Source organism: Sphingobacterium sp. WM (genome assembly GCF_029542465.1).
In the GTDB taxonomy this organism is placed as follows: domain Bacteria; phylum Bacteroidota; class Bacteroidia; order Sphingobacteriales; family Sphingobacteriaceae; genus Sphingobacterium; species Sphingobacterium cellulitidis.
The window spans coordinates 2,576,582-2,594,741 of the sequence record NZ_CP120709.1; the positions used below are offsets into that span (position 1 = coordinate 2,576,582).

At 37.8% G+C, this 18,160-nt stretch carries 16 protein-coding genes and 1 tRNA gene; 5 read left to right on the plus strand and 12 right to left on the minus strand.

The window, feature by feature from the left end; genetic code table 11:
• Position 1 precedes the first annotated feature (1 nt).
• On the plus strand, positions 2-799 hold the full coding sequence (locus tag PZ892_RS11010) for a class I SAM-dependent methyltransferase (protein WP_277711216.1): 798 nt from the start codon (positions 2-4) through the stop codon (positions 797-799).
• On the opposite strand, the gene PZ892_RS11015 is transcribed toward PZ892_RS11010, so the two are convergent.
• The 5 genes from PZ892_RS11015 to PZ892_RS11035 all read right to left on the minus strand — a co-directional run bounded on the left by PZ892_RS11015 (position 789) and on the right by PZ892_RS11035 (position 7,186).
• A complete protein-coding gene (locus PZ892_RS11015) occupies positions 789-1,418 on the minus strand; it encodes a protein-tyrosine-phosphatase (RefSeq protein WP_277711218.1) in 630 nt (209 codons plus the stop codon). The two genes, PZ892_RS11010 and PZ892_RS11015, sit on opposite strands and share 11 nt — an antisense overlap.
• Positions 1,418-1,891 carry a DUF6428 family protein gene (locus tag PZ892_RS11020; protein ID WP_277711219.1) on the minus strand — a complete coding sequence of 158 codons (474 nt, stop codon included), beginning with the start codon at positions 1,889-1,891 and terminating at the stop codon, positions 1,418-1,420. The genes PZ892_RS11015 and PZ892_RS11020 overlap by 1 nt, the downstream gene beginning before the upstream one ends.
• Before the next feature lie 57 nt (positions 1,892-1,948).
• Positions 1,949-2,281 (minus strand): metalloregulator ArsR/SmtB family transcription factor, encoded by a 333-nt coding sequence (locus tag PZ892_RS11025; RefSeq protein WP_094282616.1) that lies wholly within the window; start codon positions 2,279-2,281, stop codon positions 1,949-1,951.
• Positions 2,282-2,457: 176 nt separating this feature from the next.
• The gene (locus PZ892_RS11030) at positions 2,458-3,996 is read right to left on the minus strand and encodes a SusD/RagB family nutrient-binding outer membrane lipoprotein (RefSeq protein WP_277711220.1); all 1,539 of its coding nucleotides are present in this window, start codon (positions 3,994-3,996) and stop codon (positions 2,458-2,460) included.
• A 10-nt stretch (positions 3,997-4,006) separates the two neighbouring features.
• Entirely contained in the window at positions 4,007-7,186 is a 3,180-nt protein-coding gene (locus PZ892_RS11035) for a SusC/RagA family TonB-linked outer membrane protein (RefSeq protein WP_277711221.1), read from the minus strand.
• 379 nt (positions 7,187-7,565) lie between these two features.
• Between PZ892_RS11035 and PZ892_RS11040 the strand changes: the two genes are divergently transcribed.
• Positions 7,566-8,465, plus strand: a complete 900-nt coding sequence (locus tag PZ892_RS11040) for an SH3 domain-containing protein (protein ID WP_277711222.1) — start codon at positions 7,566-7,568, stop codon at positions 8,463-8,465.
• Positions 8,466-8,540: 75 nt separating this feature from the next.
• On the opposite strand, the gene bioA is transcribed toward PZ892_RS11040, so the two are convergent.
• From bioA to PZ892_RS11065, 5 genes are read right to left on the minus strand one after another with little or no spacing between them, the layout of a single operon-like run.
• Positions 8,541-9,815, minus strand: coding sequence for an adenosylmethionine--8-amino-7-oxononanoate transaminase (bioA, locus tag PZ892_RS11045; protein WP_277711223.1), 1,275 nt, complete (start codon positions 9,813-9,815; stop codon positions 8,541-8,543).
• Positions 9,797-10,795: a biotin synthase BioB gene (bioB, locus tag PZ892_RS11050; RefSeq protein WP_277711224.1), complete on the minus strand. Its 999-nt coding sequence runs from the start codon at positions 10,793-10,795 to the stop codon at positions 9,797-9,799. The genes bioA and bioB overlap by 19 nt, the downstream gene beginning before the upstream one ends.
• Positions 10,796-10,798: 3 nt before the next feature.
• A complete protein-coding gene (gene bioD / locus PZ892_RS11055; protein ID WP_277711225.1) occupies positions 10,799-11,416 on the minus strand; it encodes a dethiobiotin synthase in 618 nt (205 codons plus the stop codon).
• On the minus strand, positions 11,409-12,527 hold the full coding sequence (locus PZ892_RS11060) for a pyridoxal phosphate-dependent aminotransferase family protein (RefSeq protein WP_277711226.1): 1,119 nt from the start codon (positions 12,525-12,527) through the stop codon (positions 11,409-11,411). The genes bioD and PZ892_RS11060 overlap by 8 nt, the downstream gene beginning before the upstream one ends.
• Positions 12,517-13,128 (minus strand): hypothetical protein, encoded by a 612-nt coding sequence (locus PZ892_RS11065; RefSeq protein ID WP_277711227.1) that lies wholly within the window; start codon positions 13,126-13,128, stop codon positions 12,517-12,519. Before PZ892_RS11065 ends, PZ892_RS11060 begins: the two co-directional genes overlap by 11 nt.
• Before the next feature lie 64 nt (positions 13,129-13,192).
• On the opposite strand from PZ892_RS11065, the gene PZ892_RS11070 reads away from it, so the two are divergent.
• Positions 13,193-14,668, plus strand: a complete 1,476-nt coding sequence (locus PZ892_RS11070; protein ID WP_277711228.1) for a PLP-dependent aminotransferase family protein — start codon at positions 13,193-13,195, stop codon at positions 14,666-14,668.
• On the opposite strand, the gene PZ892_RS11075 is transcribed toward PZ892_RS11070, so the two are convergent.
• Both PZ892_RS11075 and PZ892_RS11080 read right to left on the minus strand, forming a co-directional pair.
• Complete coding sequence (locus tag PZ892_RS11075; RefSeq protein ID WP_094258811.1) at positions 14,665-15,084, minus strand: hypothetical protein; 420 nt, start codon at positions 15,082-15,084, stop codon at positions 14,665-14,667. The two genes, PZ892_RS11070 and PZ892_RS11075, sit on opposite strands and share 4 nt — an antisense overlap.
• Before the next feature lie 178 nt (positions 15,085-15,262).
• Positions 15,263-15,604: a four-helix bundle copper-binding protein gene (locus tag PZ892_RS11080; protein WP_182498314.1), complete on the minus strand. Its 342-nt coding sequence runs from the start codon at positions 15,602-15,604 to the stop codon at positions 15,263-15,265.
• Positions 15,605-16,007: 403 nt separating this feature from the next.
• Between PZ892_RS11080 and PZ892_RS11085 the strand changes: the two genes are divergently transcribed.
• Both PZ892_RS11085 and PZ892_RS11090 read left to right on the plus strand, forming a co-directional pair.
• Positions 16,008-17,564 (plus strand): serine hydrolase, encoded by a 1,557-nt coding sequence (locus PZ892_RS11085; RefSeq protein ID WP_277711229.1) that lies wholly within the window; start codon positions 16,008-16,010, stop codon positions 17,562-17,564.
• Positions 17,565-17,727: 163 nt separating this feature from the next.
• A tRNA-His gene (locus PZ892_RS11090) sits at positions 17,728-17,801 on the plus strand.
• The last annotated feature ends 359 nt before the right edge of the window (positions 17,802-18,160 follow it).

Sequence of the window (18,160 nt, forward strand, 5' to 3'; positions counted from 1 at the left end):
AATGAACGAACAGGATAATTACAAAGAAATAAACAAACAGCTCTGGAATCAAAAAACAAGTTCGCATGTAGCTAGTGAGTTCTATAATAATGCAGCATTTCTAGCTGGAAAAAGCTCCTTGAACTCCATCGAAATTGAACTCCTCGGCGATGTGACCTCGAAAAAGATCTTGCATTTACAATGTCATTTTGGTCAAGATACTTTATCCCTCGCTCGATTGGGTGCTCATGTGACTGGGATCGACCTTTCCGACAAAGCCATCGAGGTCGCTAAGGAAATGAATAAGCAATTGAATCTCGATGCCAAGTTTATTTGTGCTGATGTCTATGATACGCCTGAGGAATTGAATGAAAAATTCGATATCGTTTACACTAGTTATGGTACAATAGGTTGGTTACCTGATTTGAATCGTTGGGCACAAGTCATACAGAGATGCTTAAAACCTAATGGTAAACTTGTATTTGTCGAATTTCACCCCATTGTGTGGATGTTCGATTATGACTTCAGCAAGTTTCAGTATTCTTACTTTAATATTGAACCCATTATTGAAATACAAGAAGGTACTTATGCTGATCGTAATGCCAATATTTCAGCAAAAGAAATCTCTTGGAACCATCCTCTTGCTGAAGTATTTCAAGGTTTATTAAATAATGGACTGAAAATCGAATCTTTTGAAGAATACAATTATTCCCCTTACAATTGCTTTAATAATACAGTGGAATTTGAACCTGGAAAATTTCAAATTAAAAGTCTTGAAGGAAAAATCCCAATGCTTTATTCAATTGTAGCTAGTAAATAATTTTGGAAAAAACATAAAACATCTCCCGGGCTATCTGAAGACTTCTTTCTAAATAAACTTGAGCCTGCAAGTCTGTCCCATCTGATACCTTTGGATCTTCATACGTTATCGAAATCCGCTTTAAAGCTCCAGGAATAAAAGGACATCCTTCATCCGCTTGAGAACAGGTCATAATGGCCCCATAGGCTGAACTTGGATTATATAAATGATCGTATTCCTTGGAAAAAAGTAGCATCGGAACTGAATTTCCAGCAGCCTTAAGCCAATATTTGGCATTTCCTCCTTCAGTAAGACTTCCAATACTGAACCCTTGATCTTTCAACGTTTCTAAGATCTTCGGATAAACCGCAGTTACCTCCGCTCCCCCGGAATAACAATGTACGGAGGGAATTTTGAAATATAATGCCGCCGTTGATGCCCAAACCTGCGCTAAATGACTCCGACGCGAATTATGCGTGCAAATAAAAGTCAAATCTACCGATAAACCGACATTGACCCGAGATTGAATAAAATCTATTAAGGATTGTAGAAGACCCTTGCGATCCTCTACAATATTTTCCCAATCCAAGTGATGGATTACTTGATTTAAAGCCTCATTAATAGAAGGTACCTCTTTCATTAGCAACAACCTGAATTTGGCGGGCAACAGGATGATTGACTTACCTTTAATTCCGCAAGATTTCTTTTTTGTTTCTCTACCGGTATCCCACAGGCATCCTCCGCCAAACATGCTGTTTTCTTATTGACTAAGAGAAAATCTTGTCCATTAAAGGCCAAATCATACTTCCCAATCGTACCTGCCTGATACTCCACTTCAACCTCAAAATCTCCAATCCCCAACTGCTCCTCCGACAATTCAATGATCTTTAATAACTTCGATGGTTTTAAACGATGATCCTCATCATCCGCATTCCACAACTGAAAATTTACAACCTGCTCATTACGGATAACTCCGCCACAATCAATAAATTTCTTGTTTATCTCTCCTACTTCCGTAACATGAAAATGTGCTGGAACATAGCTGCCGTCCTCTAATTGAAAATCTACCCGATCAACTTTCTTTAATGCTGATTTTACTTCTGATAATCTCATGATATAAAATTTATAATTAATACATTGTAATATTACGATGTTAAACTCCAAAAAAAGCTATGAACAACAGCTTTTTACTTCAACATCCTGATTTAAAAAATTATTAAACTCTCGCTGAAAACTCTTCCAAACCTCTGAATTGATACAATAACAAACTGATTTTCCTTCGATCGAGCCTTGAATGATCCCCGAGGTCTTTAACTCTTTTAAGTGTTGGGATATAGTCGCTTGGGCTAATCCAAGCTCTTCTACTAAATCATTGCAAATACAGGCTTTCTTATCAATAATATATTGTAATATCGCTAACCTAGCAGGATGACCCAATACCTTGAATGCTAAGGCCAACTTGTTCTGGTCCTCAGTAAATATCTCTGTCTTTGTAATCCCCATTTCTTTAAATTATATATCGCTATATTACGATACATAATTTACTTTTACAATAACGGAAAAAACATTTTCTGTCAGATAATATTCATTTTTCTGAAAATAAGAATGGCCATGAATTCTCATGACCATTCTTTAATAGCCAAATATAAGGATCCGACTATTGTTACCTAATAAATATTTTATTTATTCCACCATAGCTTGGTAAACTGAACATCATCCCCTTGCTTGGATAATGCAGATTGATAATTAGTTTTATTGGTGCTCTGTTCCTTTAATGGGTAGACTAACCGACTTGGAATGGCAGAGCCAATTTCAGGAACAAAAGTATAACTAACCTCTTTCCCTTCTACTTTTCCTCGCCATACTACATCTCCTTTCTTCACTAAAAATAATGGATAACCGGTTCTACGAATTTCAGTCCAAGCCTCAATACCTTGACCAAACTGTGCTAGATATTTTTGAGATAATACATTTTCCTTACTTGCTTTTGGTAATTTCTCCAAATAAGCATTAACCTCTGAACCAGAAACTCCCCAGCGCTCCAAGGATGCTTTTACCCCTTTTTCATAACTTGACTGATCCCAACCTTTATATTCTGAGATTAAAAACTCCACCTCAGCATATTCTTGAAGTACCTCTAATGCATTTGCCTTGTTGATAAGGTCCCCAGGCAAGGAAATACTATCCAATGGAAATAAATTCCCCGCCGCTAATGGCAATCCATAAGGCTGTCCTTTGTAAATATTTTTACTATTCGGTTTTGCATATTTAGCTAATCTCGGATCAGCAATCTTAAATGGACCTCGCTCGCCTTTCAGCGTTTCTATTAAAACATGCGAAACTGCAAAATCTTTCCGGTTGGCAGTCACCGTAGCACGAAATAAAGGTGCCTCATAGGGCGAAGCGGTAGAGAAGGTAAATCCCGCATTATCCGCATTGGAAGTAAATACCCCATTCTTTAAGGCGTCTTCTATATGTTGGATGGCAAATGCTCTATCCTTAGCCAAAATACGATTGGCCAATCTTAACCTTAATGAATTCGCAAACTTAAACCAACTTTCGTTCTTACCCTGATAGATAATATCGGAAGCACCAAATGTATTTGCTGCTTTATATTTTGACAAGGTATCTGCTGCCGATTTCAACTCATTCAAGATATCCTTATAGATCTTCTCCTGTGAAGCATATTTTGGCGTCAAAATATCTGGATTCCTCTTCAATGCCTCAAAATCAGCATCCTTGTTGCCATAGGATTCATATGGAATATCCCCAAACACATCAGTCAAGGAGTGAAAAGCAAAAGATTTCAAAATCCGTGAAATTGCAATCTGAGTAGCATTTAATCCGGCTCCATTGGCTTGTGCCTGAACCTTTGTTTCCTCTTCTGCATTCAATAAAATAATCTCATTTAAATTATTCAATGCCTTATAAGTATTGGTCCAATACTCATCTGAATAGGACGCTGATATCAGGTACCGAGATTGATCGGTGTATATATTCTGACTGAAATATTGCGAGAACAATTGTGCTCCCCTAAAATGAATACTTTCACTTCTCAATGCATTCACCAATTGTCGCTCGGCCGAAAGAAATAAACTCGGCGTCGGAACATTCGCAGGCCTGTTCGGATCAATATTGATTTCTGTCAAGGTCTCCTTGGAACATGAAATAAGACTCAAGGCCAAAAATGTCGTATATAGTATATTTGTTATTTTCATCTCGCTAGTATTAAAATTTAAGGTTAACATTAAAACCATAGGTCAATGGCGTTGGAATATTTCCACCCTCTATTCCTTGAACGTTTCCACTACTATTCGCAAACTCTGGATCGATATATTTACTCTTTGTATAAATATTCCAAACATTACGTGCATAGGCTGATAATCGAACTCCTTTGACTACCTTAGGATTATTCAATGGGAAATTATACCCTACTGTTACTTCCCTAAGTTTTACAAAGGTCCCATCGAATATTGAAAATGTTGTTGGACCATTTGATTCATTACGACCCCATTGCTGAGCACTAATCCGGGTATCATTTTCACGAATATTGCTCGTTGTATAGGTTCCATCGGCATTGAAAACAACATCTGCTTTAACGCCATCTAATACCAAACCATCCTCACGAACATTATTTTCTGCTGTTCTTTCTAAAATCCCTGAGTACATTCCTACATTATAGGTTTGGGAATAAAAACTTCCCCCAACTCGACCATCAATCAGAAAACCAAAACTTAAGTTCTTGTATCTAAAGCTGTTTTGAAAACCAAACAAATAATCTGGAAGAACCGAACCTAGAGGTACTAACTGTGATGTTCTTAAATATGTCCCATCCTCTTTTACTACCCTCTGACCATCAGTATAGACAAAATCATATCCTAATAATTGGCCATATGGTTGCCCTTCTCTAGCTACTAAATTGATTAATGATGAACTCAAGGTCAACGTATTCACAAGTTCATCCAACTTTAATACCTTATTTTTATTTCTTGACCAGTTTAAACTACTGTTCCACTCAAAATTCTCATTACGTACCGGAGTACCATTCAGGATAATTTCAAGCCCTTTGTTCTCCACCTTTCCTGCATTCAGTACCTTGGCCTCATAGCCAAATGACGAGGATACTGGAATTGGTAAAATCTGGTTCCTTGAAGTATTATGATAGTAGGTTACATCCAATCCCAAACGGTTTCTGAAAAATTGCAAACTCAAACCTGTTTCCCATGAACTCGTGATCTCGGGTTTTAAATCCGCATTGTTCAAGGTAGATGGCAATTTATTGGATGGCTTGCCATCGAATGATTGCTCTACATCATAAACTTTATTTAACTGATAAGGATCAGTATCATTTCCTACCTGTGCCCAGCCTAAGCGAACCTTTCCAAAAGACAACCAATCTTGAGCCGAGAATCCAGGCAATTGTGAAAACACAAAGCTTCCTGTAAATGATGGATATATAAAGGAGTTTGCATGACTTGGTAAGGTCGATGACCAATCATTGCGGACAGTCGCATCCAAAAATAATAGATCATGATAGCCTAATGATGCACTGGCATATAAGGAAGCAATACGACGATTATAGGTATAGTTTTCTATCTTAACCGTTGAAGCATTCTTCAAATTATAATAATTAGGAACAATTAATCCGCCTTGTGTTATCGCATAATCAACTTTACGATTTTGATCTCTTAAGTTTGCCCCAGCATTGGCTACCAATGAAAGATTGTTCCAATTCTTTTTTGCAGTCGCTAAAAACTCATAATTGTATTCGTTCAACTTATTGCTGGTTTCCTCATATTGGGAAGCACTCCGTGAATAAACAGCAATGCGGTCTTGGGTTCCAAATTGATAGATATCGCCATGTACCTTGGCCCCAATTTGTAACCAATCTGAAACCTCATATTGAGCTCCTATATTACCGTAAAAACGATCTCTTTTCTCTTCCAAATAACTCTCATAAGCGGACCAATATGGATTATCAATAAATCGAGTCGCCTCAGCTGCCGGCGTATTCTGCCATCCAGTCCTGTTCCATGCTAATGGGGTTCCATCTGCACGTTTATATTTTTCTAATCGTTTGTAGTCAACTTGAACTGCCCCCCATTGGTAGGCTTCCAAGATAATATTACGATTGGAAGCTCCTGTCCATGGCTTCCCAAGGGAGGTATTGTGAATATAGTTGATGCTGGAATTGATACTTAATCGACCTAATTTCGTTCCTCCTGAAAAGTTTAAGGTATTCCGACCTAAGGATGCATTAGGTACAGTACCCTTGACATTCTTATTGGTATATGAAAATCGATAATTTGTATTTCCGGAATTTCCTGAGATCGCCACATTATTCGTATTGGCTAATCCGGTATTAAAAAAATAATGTACATCATGCTCTGGATATAACCAAGGCGAAGGATTCAAATAATCCGCAGCATCTTCTGGATTTAAATTGTACCATTGCAAAACCGCTGTTCCATCTAATTTTGGACCCCAACTTTCATCCGCTGCATAGTCTACAATCTTATACTCCTTCCCTTCGATTTGGACCGTTTGAAATACTGGACTATATCCCTGTCCATATAGTTGCTGACGTTTGGGAAGCCTTACTATGTTTTCAAACTCCAATCCACTGTTAACATCAATGCTAACCTGTTCGCCTTTGCCAGCACGTTTAGTCGTAATTAAAATAACCCCATTGGAAGCTCTTGAACCATATAATGCAGCAGCAGACGGTCCTTTTAAAACTGAAATATTCTCAATATCATCTGGATTCAAATCCTGAATCATATTCCCAACATCCTTTCCTGCTGATCCATTGATCGTCGAAGATGAGTTCAGATCTGAATTATCAATCGGTGTTCCATCTACCACATATAAGGGCTGATTATTTCCGGCAATGGAATTGATACCACGTAACAAGGTCCGTGTCGATCCACCCATATTTCCTCCGGCTGAAACTACCTGCAAGCCTGCTACTTTTCCCGATAATGCAGCCATTGCATTCGTCGGCCGGGTTTGTAGTTCCGTAGATTTTACTTCTTGAACCGCATATCCTAATGCTTTCTTTTCTCTAGAAATACCCAACGCCGTTACCACAACTTCCTCTAACACATCTTCACTTGGACTTAATTGAATTTGTACAAAATCTGAACTCGAAACCGTTATGGTTTTCTCCTGAAAACCTAAAAACCTTACGGTCAGCTGTGGATTCGCCGTGCTGGCATCTAAGCTGAATTCCCCTAATGAATTACTCTGGGTTTGTTTCTGAGTCGCTTTCACCGTAATGGTCGCCCCCTCAATCGCTTGATTTTGGGCATCAATTACTTTCCCCTTTATAATATGCTGAGCCTGAACTTGACCTATACTCAAGGCAATAAACAGCCCAACGAGATAAAAATATATCGTTCTATTCATGTAAATAATTTAAAATGGATTAATTAATAAATTGGAATTGAATTATTGGAGATAGTCTTCCTTAAATTACCTATCTCCTAGTTGCATTCGCGAAATGTGTTGTAGGATTCTTTTATACATTCTTCTTAATTTCTGCTGCAAATATATAAAATCTACCTAATTAGTAGATTAATAAAGTGAAAAAAGTATACTTTTTTAGTAGATATTAATAATAAATTAGATTAATATGACTTTACACACCTTATTTACAACACTTTATATCATAAAATTAATTTGAACATTTTTTTTATTCTTTATTCCCCCCTCACATTTATACCTGATTTCAGCTATTTATTCTCTCCTTTTTCTTCTTACTTTTGTTCTATTATTCTATCATCCTATGAGATTAATTACCTTAATATTTTCAACGATTGCCCTATTTGCGCTGCTTCATTCCGAGGCTATGGCTCAGGAGGAACCTGCCGCTTATGTTGTCAATGATGAATACAACCTTTACCTAACGCAAAAAGATAGCACCGCTTTGGTCTTTGCAAACATGGCCTATATCAGAAAGGAACCTAGCACAAAAAGTGAATTAAAAGATTCAATTTCTGTTGGTACAGAGGTCAGATTTCTGGATGATGATGGTTTGAATCCAATGTCCTTACGGGGCATGTACCTTCCTTGGCAAAGGATTGAATATAAAAAGGACAACAAGTTAAAAACTGGGTATATCTGGTTAGGTTTATTAAGCTTAGGCCATACTTATGATAAATCTTCCAATAACCTCTTCATGTATGGTTTCGCATGGAAATCCAACGAAGTAAATGAAGACTATTACTGGGTAGAAACCAAAGTATTAGACAAAGACAGACAACTTTTGGCAACAAATAGTTTCCCTTATTATCCAGGCGGACAATCTTACACCACTGCTGAACTGCAAAAAAACACCGGACTGGAGGATGCAAAAAGAATCTATACCATTAAATTCTTAGGCGAAGCATGTGGAATTGCTTCTGAATATCATGCTTTTGCATGGAATGACCAAGGTTTTATTCCTTTACCAAAAACATCTTCTGTATCGGATGCTGGTGTATTTTATTATTCTGAAGAACTAATTTATCCGAATCAACATAAAAAAGGTAAGGATATTATCCTTAAAAGAATTGAAGAAGGTGAAGCGGATGAAGATCAATTGGATTCTAATGAAGAGATTCAATTTCAGGTAAAAATAAAAGAAGAAACATTCCAAAAAAATGGAAATACATTTCAAAAAACAGCAGAAAGGTCATTAAAATAGTATATAAACAAAATCGGCTTGCTTGAGTTTCCTCAGCAAGCCTTTTTAGTCACACTACTATTATCAAATAGTCTCTTAAATATTGTTGGAATTCAATAACTCCAATATCTGTTGATACGTATATCTTAAATCTTCTTCTTGAATACAATATGGAGGCAAAATATACAACACATTCCCCATCGGCCTCAATAATATCTCCCTATCCATAAATTCCTCGAAAAGCTTTTCTTGCAACTTATTAAAATAGGATGTTTCACTCGATGACTCCCAATCAAAAGCTAGAATAGTTCCTGTTTGCCGGATATTCCGGGCATTTTTTGTTTTCCCTAATTCAAGCGCAAAATTAGCATGAAATTCTTCTATTTCTCTAATTTTTTTCAACGTTGATTCCTGCAATAACAAATCTAAACTCGCCAATGATGCAGCACATGCTATGGGACTCGCAGTAAACGAATGTCCATGAAATAAGGCCAGACGCTTTTCATCCGAATAAAATGCCTGATATAGCTCTTCTGTACAAGTACTTATCCCCATCGGCATGGTCCCTCCAGTTAATCCTTTGGAAAAACACATCACATCCGGTTGCTCCGTCAGTTGATCTGCAGCAAATAAAGTCCCTGTACGGCCAAAACCTACAAATACTTCATCCTGAATCATTAGGATTCCCTCAGAACGACAAAATTTCATCAATTCCGAAAGTGGCGCAGCATCATGCATCAGCATTCCGCCCGCACCTTGAACCAATGGCTCATAAATAAAACAAGCTATTTCTTCCGAATGCCTAGCAATGACTTTTTTAGTCTCCGCTAAATTCTCCAAAGTAGGAACATCAATGAATATTACATCAAATAACATTTCTGCAAATGGAGCAGTCCATGTCCCGCGTTCACTAACCGACATCGCCCCAAATGTATCCCCATGGTAACCATTCTTGAATGCAATAATCTTATTCTTCTTCAACCCTTGATTGAATGCATACTGAATACACATCTTTAAGGCCACTTCAACTGCAGTGGAACCATTGTCAGAATAAAAAACCTTCTTTTGATTGGAAGGCAATAGATTCAATAACCGCTCTGAGAGCTTAATCGCCGGTTCATGGGTGAAACCTGCAAATATGACCTGCTCTAATGTTGTGAGCTGCTCATAAACTTTCTCCGCAATATACGAATTTGAATGGCCATGTAAAGTAACCCACCATGAACTTACCATATCCAGATAGCGATTTCCAGCCATATCAAATAAATAAGCATCTTTCCCCCGAACAATAGGGATATGCTTACTGGTTTTCATCTGGGAATATGGATGCCAATTAACCGCTATATCCCGGTCTATCCATTCGTGCTGCACAGTCGCTCCTTCTTTAACACCATCGGTTTTAAGCCCAAATTCTTCAACATTTGCATATCCTCATCCACACCCGGATTCGGAGTTACCAATAAGGTTTGACGCTCTCCGGTAAATATCGAGTTCGCCCCAGCCATAAAACACCAGCCTTGCTCAACTTCGGTCATCTCAATCCGCCCAGCACTCAACCGAACCATCGAAGATGGTAATACAATGCGTGCCGTGGCAATCATCCTGACCATATCCCAAACATCTACTTTCGGTAGATCCGCTAATGGTGTCCCAGCAACCCTTGCTAAGGCATTGATCGGAACTGACTCCGGATGCTTCTCCATATTCGCCAAGGTCCGCAACATGCTAATCCGATCCGCATCCTTCTCCCCCAATCCAATGATTCCACCTGAACAAACCGTAATCCCAGCCTTCCTAACATTATTGATCGTCGCTAAACGATTATCAAACTTGCGCGTCGAAATAATCTCATCGTAAAACTCCTCCGAGGTATCTAGATTATGGTTGTATGCATATAGACCTGCCTCCTGTAATCGATTTGCCTGATCCTCCGTCAGCATCCCCAAAGTGCAACAAACCTCTAATCCCATCTCATTGACCCCTTGAACCATTTCAATGATCCGATCAAAATCCCGATTGTCCCTAACCTCACGCCAAGCAGCAGCCATACAAAACCTGGAAGAACCACTATCCTTTGCCTTTTGTGCATGCGCCAAAACCGTTTCTGTAGGTAATAAGGCCTGAACTTTAATATCTGTGTGATATCTGGCCGCCTGACCACAATAGGAACAATCCTCTGGACAACCTCCTGTCTTAACAGAAAGTAAGGTCGATATCTGAACCTCCTCAGGATTATGCCATTGACGATGAACCGTAGCTGCCTCATAAACCAATTCTAATAATGGCTTATTATATATGGCTAACAAGTCTTCTTTCGTCCAATCATGTCTCAGTGCTTTTCTATCTTTCATAATTTATTCTTCAATTTTAATTTTTTCTAATGCTTTATTTAACCCCTCCGAATCAAGCGTCTCCAAACTCGGAATCTCTATAATCTTACTTCCTGCTGGTTTGTTTTTGATGATAATCCGCCTGCTCGATTCCTTGAAGTCCCCATTTAACACAATATAATTCACTGGAATACCTCGCTCCGCTAAACTGTGAAAGGAAAGTAAACTATGATTGATACTGCCTAAATAGTCTGAACAAACCAAGATGACCGGCAGTTCCAAGTACTCCAAAAGATCTATGATAAAATCTTGATCATTTATAGGAACAAACATGCCCCCCGCCCCCTCAACAATTAAATTCCCGCTGGTCGATGGTAACTTAAAATCACTAATCCTGATTTCCTGCCCATCTAACTCTGCTGAATAATGCGGCGATGCCGGATAGCTCAATTGAAATCGCTCTGGAAATATCTCAACATCAGATCCCAATAATTGATTAATCATCATGCTATCACTGCTCGTTAAATCCCCTGATTGAATTGGTTTCCAATAGGAAGCATTCCACATCTTTACCAAAACCGCTGAAACAATGGTTTTTCCAACGGAGGTCCCAATGCCGGTAACAAAATATTTCTTACTCATCTTGAATCTTTATTATGCAAGCCTTTAATAAGTCTATCTCTCTTTCTGTATTGAACGAATGGAGGATAACTCTTAACATTTGCTCTTCTTTAGCCACCGTCGGTGACTTTACTGGGTAACTTATAATCCCCTGTTCCCTCAAAAAGTTATGGGCTTGACTTAATTTATCATCTTCCGGAATATAAATAGGTATAATCGGACTTAACCATTGCCTCAGTTCTTTGTTCTCATCCTGATGAAATTTCCTTATTTTTCTTTGTAATTCTTTTCTCAAAAATTCATTTTCCTCAAGGAATTCATAAGCACTTCTAATAAATAAGGCATGAAAATCTGGGAGTCCGGTACTGTAAATAAAAATCGGGGAATAATTGATAAGATACTGAATCAAGGTTTTTGAGCCTAAAACTGCAGCCCCTGACTGTCCCATAGCCTTCCCATAAGTAACAACAGTCGCAAAAACTTGTTCCTGCAGACCATAATAATTCACTAAACCTAATCCAAAGGTGCCAATGGCATGGGCCTCATCGACAATTAATGCTGCAGAATATCTCGAACATAACCCCACCATCTCTACAAGGGCCGCAAAATCCCCATTCATGGAATATAAACTCTCGACAGCAACCCAGACTCTTCCAGTGGATTTTTTCAAAAGTTCCTCCAAATGATTTAAATCATTATGACGAAATTTCCATCGCTTGGCATTGGACAAACGACTACCTTCAAAAACCGAACGATGTACTTTCTCGTCTAAAAGCAAGGTATCCTCCTTCTTCGGCAAAACGGAAAACAAGGATAAATTAGCATTAAATCCAGACGGAAATATTAAGGCGGATTCTACTTGATGCACCTGCGCTAAATAAGCCTCAAGCTCCATCAATGCTTCAGAATTCCCTGTAATTAATCTAGACCCTGTTGAGCCCTGAAGACTTTGAGGCGAATGCTGTAGGTTTGTCAATAATTTTCTCCTGAAATCTTGACTCCGCGCAAATCCTAAGTAATCATTCGAACAAAAATCAATTCCATCCTTTTTTAAGGAAAGTGTTCTTAACAATCCCCTCTCTTCCCGATCATCAAGTTCCTGCTGAAGTTCAGAAAGCAAATCAGGCAACATCTTTTACCTCACTAAAAACAGATTCAATCCAGTCCTCAAATAATTTATTTTCTATTTCTATAATCGCATCGGCGTATAAGTTCCAGGATGGATGAAAGGATTGTAGTTGATGAATCATTTCCTCCAAATGCCCTTCCTCCTCCAAAATAATGGATTTCACCATCACCTTGGACCCTGCTTCCGTTAAGCATTCTTGATATATTGGATAGAGCTCATCTGCCCTAACTTCAATGGCATAAGTCACAAAAAGATAAGCCGCATATTTCAATGCTGCACCGCTCAATTTGAATTCCTTCATTAAAAAGCGACAAGTTTGTACATCCAATCGATGTAAGTATTGAATGGATGATTTCCCACCAATCAAACTATCCTCCGCATAATATTCAAAGCCTGAATCAGTCAACTTGCCAATCTGCTTTTTCAAATAATAGGCATGCCGATGTTCTTCAGCAGCATGCTTTAATTGAATCAAGTCGGTTTTTTGGGAATCCTCACAGGCAGATATTTTCCGAGCCCCCGCATTCTCCATAAAAGAAAGCGTATTTAACCATTTTGCATGTAGAATTGGTTCCTTGATTATTTTTGCTAAGACAGATTTCATATTTTTCAATTTCGTCCAAAAGTACTACCTTGCCGGTAGGCTCATAGGTGCCAGTTTTAAGAATATGAATAGTCCGGATAACATTCCATTTAAAAGTTTTATTCAAATCCAACGGGATATTAATACTCCCATCTACCTGCAAATCGCAAATCAATTTATTCAGGCCATATCCCAGGGTAAAATTAGCCCAGGAACTAAATTACTAGGAACTAGAGCACTAAGCGAGTTACTTAACGTACATAGAAATACAATTACAGCTGCTTATGATGAATTATTCGCTCAAGGTTGGGTCGAAATAAAACCGAATAAAGGTACTTTTATCGCCTCCCTACTCCCGCTTCAAAACCAAAAAGAGACCGAAACTTTTCATTATCCTAAACAAACTGGATACAGTTTTAAGCAGTCCATCCTCCTGGACAGCCCCTTTGAACATACGAATTGTGAATTCATCCTCAACGATGGAACTCCTGATATTCGACTCACCCAATTTGAAGATTTATCCCGCTTCTACAGCTCGAATATGAAAAGAAAAAGTAACCGTTCTAAAATGGGTTACTACAATCAAGAAGGTAGCGAATATTTCAAAGAGCAAATGCTGAATTACTTGCAAAGCTCCAGAGCTCTGAAAATCAATAAAAATAACTTATTGATCAGCCGAAGTGTTGAAATGAGCTTATATATTATCGCAGAAATCCTCTTGTCTGCTGAGGATACTGTTGTAGTTGCAGATTTAAGTTATTTCGCTGCGAATATGATCTTTCAAAAATCTGGAAGTAAGATTAAAACCATCCCTATTGAATCGGATGGCATTGATGTGGATGCGCTGGAAGTCTTATGTAGGAAACAAAAAATCCGCATGTTGTATATTACTCCACATCATCATTACCCCACAACTGTCAGCTTAAGTGCACACAAAAGAATGCGAATCCACCAATTAGCAACTCAATATGGGTTTATAATTGTAGAGGATGACCATGATTATGATTTTCAATTTGACAAACAGCCGCTATTGCCCATGGCAACTTCTGATCAAGATGGAATGATTATCTATGTGGGTTCTTTCGGTAAATCCTTAGCTCCCGGGTTCAGAACCAGTTTTATGGTCGCTCCGGAAAATTTGATGATAGAAATGAGAAAACATCTGGGGATTATCGATCGTCAAGGGGACATCTTAATGGAACAAGCCTTAGGTGAAATGATTGAAGAAGGAGCTATCCATCGTCATTTAAAGAAATCTAGAAAAGTGTATAAGGAAAGAAGAGACTTAATGGCGGAATTACTTGAGCTGGAACTCGCAGAGGCAATTGATTTTCAAATTCCTACTGGCGGACTTGCATTTTGGATACAATGGAAAGAAACATTCAGTTTACTCAAACTCAGTCAAATTGCATCTCAAAACAACCTCTTTATTCCCAAAACTCTTTTATATCAACAAAAAAACGTCCAGGCAATGAGAATAGGCTTCGGAAATCTCAGTCCCGAAGAAATGATTAAGTCCGTAGCAATACTTAAAAAAAGCTACCAAAGGACACAATATTAACCCGCAAACAGATTAATATTCTCCGTATTTGCACAAGGGTCCTTATAATGGACATACATGCGCTTGTATTTTACCATCTCCCGAGAATCTGCTAGATAATTCATCTTGGTTTCTCTAAAAACCAATTGAGCAGCTTTCTTCTCCATTTTTGTAGCATAATCCAAGAATTCCCGAAACAACATCCGGCGCTCATGGGTGGAAAACCGACTCTGTTGACAAATTTTCAAAATTAACTCTTCATCAAAATGTAGTGTAATCTTATTCCCAATAGGATTTAATAAGTAAAATATCGGCCTCGGTCCATTATTCGGAAATAAACCAAACCCTATGGTCGCATTATCTGTATTAAATACATAGGCATAAAAGTGGACGGTACCTATCAATGCGGAATCTACTAATATGTTTTTTGTAACCATAGCCTCACAATTTAAGTTAACAAATCTATTATCTTCATTGATAACCCAATGATTATCAATATTTAATTGGTTTCAATATACTGAATCTCTAAAAAGAGAATTGAAATTTCAGATTATTAATTTATTAAATTATCTGAAGTCATACCTCAGATAAAATCCTCCCAACAAATTACATACTTTAAGCCAATAATGCTTCACAGCTCGCAGCACATGAACGACATGCTTCTGCACATTCCCGACAATGCTCCATTCCATGGGCGGCATGTTTCTCGCACTCCTCAGCGCAGGAATTACAAATATCCATACAAATTTTTACAATTCCCATATACGCTGAACTCCTCATCAACAATAACTTATAAGTAGACTCACAAATCTCAGCACATTCCAAATCTGTCTGTATACATTTTCGTAACATTTCAAGATCAGATTCTCTTAAACAAGCTTGTGCACATTCTAAACAGGCAATTGAACACTTTTGACAGGCTTCAATACAGGCTTTAATTAATTGTTCTTGATCCATGTGATTTCCTTTCTTATTGTTAATGATTTTGTAATGGAAGTTAATTCAATCTTATTAACAACCATTAAGTTAACACTTTGAATATGCAATCGTTCATTTTAATATGAATTATAAGTAAAACAAAGGCTTTGTATTAAATAAATTACAAGAAATTAGAATATCTTTCCAAAAAAATATAAAAATTGAAAGAAAATTTAACCATTTTCAGATTTAAAATACCTTAGATTAATTTTTACCTAAATGAGGCAGCCCTAACAAATACCCTCAACCTTCCCCTATTTTTCCTTCCTAAAAATTTCAGTTCAATTTCCTTTTGAATCCTCAAAATACACTGTAAATTTATTATACTTTATACCAGCTAATATTGAAAAATTACGCTGAAACTCAATTAACTCCTAATATTATGAATATGATCAATAATGTATTTAAAGGTCTTGCTTTTCTTTTTCTGACAAGTCTCCTGTCTATTCATTCCATAGCGCAGGAAATGCCAGAGAAAACCTTGGACGAATTGGTCCAAAAAACAATGACTGCCTTTAATGTCCCAGGAATATCCCTCGGCATTATTAAAGATGGAAAAGTAATTCATCAAAAAGGATATGGCCTCAGGTCCATCAACAGCAAACAACCGGTAGATAATCAAACTGCATTCGCCATTGCCTCAAACAGCAAAGTTTTTACGGCTTTTGCCTTAGGGATGATGATGGATGAAGGTAAACTATCCTGGGATAGTAAAGTGACTGATTTTATCCCCGAGTTTAAAATGTATGACCCCTATGTTACCTCTGAATTTACCATTCGGGATCTCCTTACTCATCGCTCTGGCCTAGGTCTCGGAGCTGGCGATCTTATGTTCTGGCCAGATTCTGCAAACTTCAATACCGAAGAAGTCATCCACAACCTGAGATACCTTAAACCAGTTTCTAGCTTCAGAACCAAATTTGATTATGATAACCTGCTCTATATTGTTGCCGGTGAAGTGTTAAAAAGAGCATCAGGCCTGTCTTGGGAAGATTTTATTGAACAAAAAATCATGGCTCCTCTGAATATGACCAATAGTGCAGCCTCCCTGAGTCGGATGAAATCCAAAGACAATGTTATTGATGCCCATGTTCCATTGGATGGTAAACTCATTACCATCGCTCGATTTCTCAGCGAAACCACCAATGCTGCCGGTGGTATCAACAGCAGTATTGAAGATATGAGCAAATGGGTAACTATGCTCTTGAATAAAGGTAAATATGGCAGCAACCTCGAGAAACAATTGATTTCTGAAAATAGGTTACGAGAGATTATGACCCTGCAAACGGTTATCCCTGGATCAGGTCCTTATAATGCACATTTTAGAGGCTATGGACTCGGATTATTCCTCAGTGATCAGAATGGTTATTTTGTTGCCGAACATACTGGCGGATTGGGTGGAATGGTTACTCAAGTCACAATGATCCCTGAACTAAAATTAGGAATTATTGTGCTCACCAATCAACAGAGTGGAAATGCCTTTACAACCATTACCAATCAGATTAAGGACTTTTACTTCGATATCAAAAATACCGACCGCCTCAAGGAATTAAAGGAACGCGAACAAAAATTTGCCGGTGAAGCGGATGAAGTCACAGATAAGGTATGGGCAAAAATTAAGTCTCAAAAACAAAAAATCGACTTCTCCCCTTATCTAGGTAAATATAAAGACCAATGGTTTGGTGAAATTGAAATCCTGGAACGTAATGGACAGCTATACTTCAAGTCAGCTAGGTCGCCACAATTGCAAGGGAAAATGTACTATTACCAAGGCAATACCTTTGTAGCAGCCTGGAATGACCGCAGCATGACCGCCGATTCCTATGTGATGTTTAATCTTGATGAAACAGGAAAAGCTAATAGCATTAAAATGATGGCCGTTTCGCCAGCTACAGATTTCTCCTTTGACTTTCATGACTTGGATTTAAAAAGAAAATAACTAGCAATTTTAAGAGCAATAACCTGCTTGAAACCATCTATTATCTGTCAAGAATAAAAATATCTCATTAGAAATGAGCTTTTTCGCAGTTTAAAGCAATTAATCCAACAAAAACATTTGGAGTATATAGAGATTAATCCTACTTTTGTATCACAAAATCACGGTAGGTATAGCTCAGTTGGTTAGAGCACTAGATTGTGGTTCTAGGGGTCGTGGGTTCGAGCCCCATTACTTACCCGGTTAAAGGAGGTCCAAAAGACCTCCTTTTTTTGTTTATAGCCTAAAAAGTGAAGTCTTTCTAATTGGTTCTAATGAGCAATGGATTGAAGTTTTTATTTTTATATCCAATCGTAAATTCTCTGAAATCCCTCAAATTTTAAGCTTTATGACGCAGTTCTGTCCAAGGTTTTATTAAAAATTTTATTTCTTTAAATCCTATTACGAAAATCCAAACTCTCTTAAAGGATAATATTGTATTACTTTAAATTTCAAATAATATTTACCCTCAATTGGTCGCCGATAGCGAAAAGGACGAAGATCATTGAAGAGAATAGGGCAATCATTATTCAACGATATTTACGATTAATACGAAGACT

Coding starts and splice junctions, on each gene's coding strand:
- PZ892_RS11010 (WP_277711216.1), top strand. CDS start 2: ATGAACGAACAGGATAATTACAAAGAAATAAACAAACAGCTCTGGAAT.
- PZ892_RS11015 (WP_277711218.1), bottom strand. CDS start 1,418: ATGAAAGAGGTACCTTCTATTAATGAGGCTTTAAATCAAGTAATCCAT.
- PZ892_RS11020 (WP_277711219.1), bottom strand. CDS start 1,891: ATGAGATTATCAGAAGTAAAATCAGCATTAAAGAAAGTTGATCGGGTA.
- PZ892_RS11025 (WP_094282616.1), bottom strand. CDS start 2,281: ATGGGGATTACAAAGACAGAGATATTTACTGAGGACCAGAACAAGTTG.
- PZ892_RS11030 (WP_277711220.1), bottom strand. CDS start 3,996: ATGAAAATAACAAATATACTATATACGACATTTTTGGCCTTGAGTCTT.
- PZ892_RS11035 (WP_277711221.1), bottom strand. CDS start 7,186: ATGAATAGAACGATATATTTTTATCTCGTTGGGCTGTTTATTGCCTTG.
- PZ892_RS11040 (WP_277711222.1), top strand. CDS start 7,566: ATGAGATTAATTACCTTAATATTTTCAACGATTGCCCTATTTGCGCTG.
- bioB (WP_277711224.1), bottom strand. CDS start 10,795: ATGAAAGATAGAAAAGCACTGAGACATGATTGGACGAAAGAAGACTTG.
- bioD (WP_277711225.1), bottom strand. CDS start 11,416: ATGAGTAAGAAATATTTTGTTACCGGCATTGGGACCTCCGTTGGAAAA.
- PZ892_RS11060 (WP_277711226.1), bottom strand. CDS start 12,527: ATGTTGCCTGATTTGCTTTCTGAACTTCAGCAGGAACTTGATGATCGG.
- PZ892_RS11065 (WP_277711227.1), bottom strand. CDS start 13,128: ATGAAATCTGTCTTAGCAAAAATAATCAAGGAACCAATTCTACATGCA.
- PZ892_RS11070 (WP_277711228.1), top strand. CDS start 13,193: ATGAATAGTCCGGATAACATTCCATTTAAAAGTTTTATTCAAATCCAA.
- PZ892_RS11075 (WP_094258811.1), bottom strand. CDS start 15,084: ATGGTTACAAAAAACATATTAGTAGATTCCGCATTGATAGGTACCGTC.
- PZ892_RS11080 (WP_182498314.1), bottom strand. CDS start 15,604: ATGGATCAAGAACAATTAATTAAAGCCTGTATTGAAGCCTGTCAAAAG.
- PZ892_RS11085 (WP_277711229.1), top strand. CDS start 16,008: ATGAATATGATCAATAATGTATTTAAAGGTCTTGCTTTTCTTTTTCTG.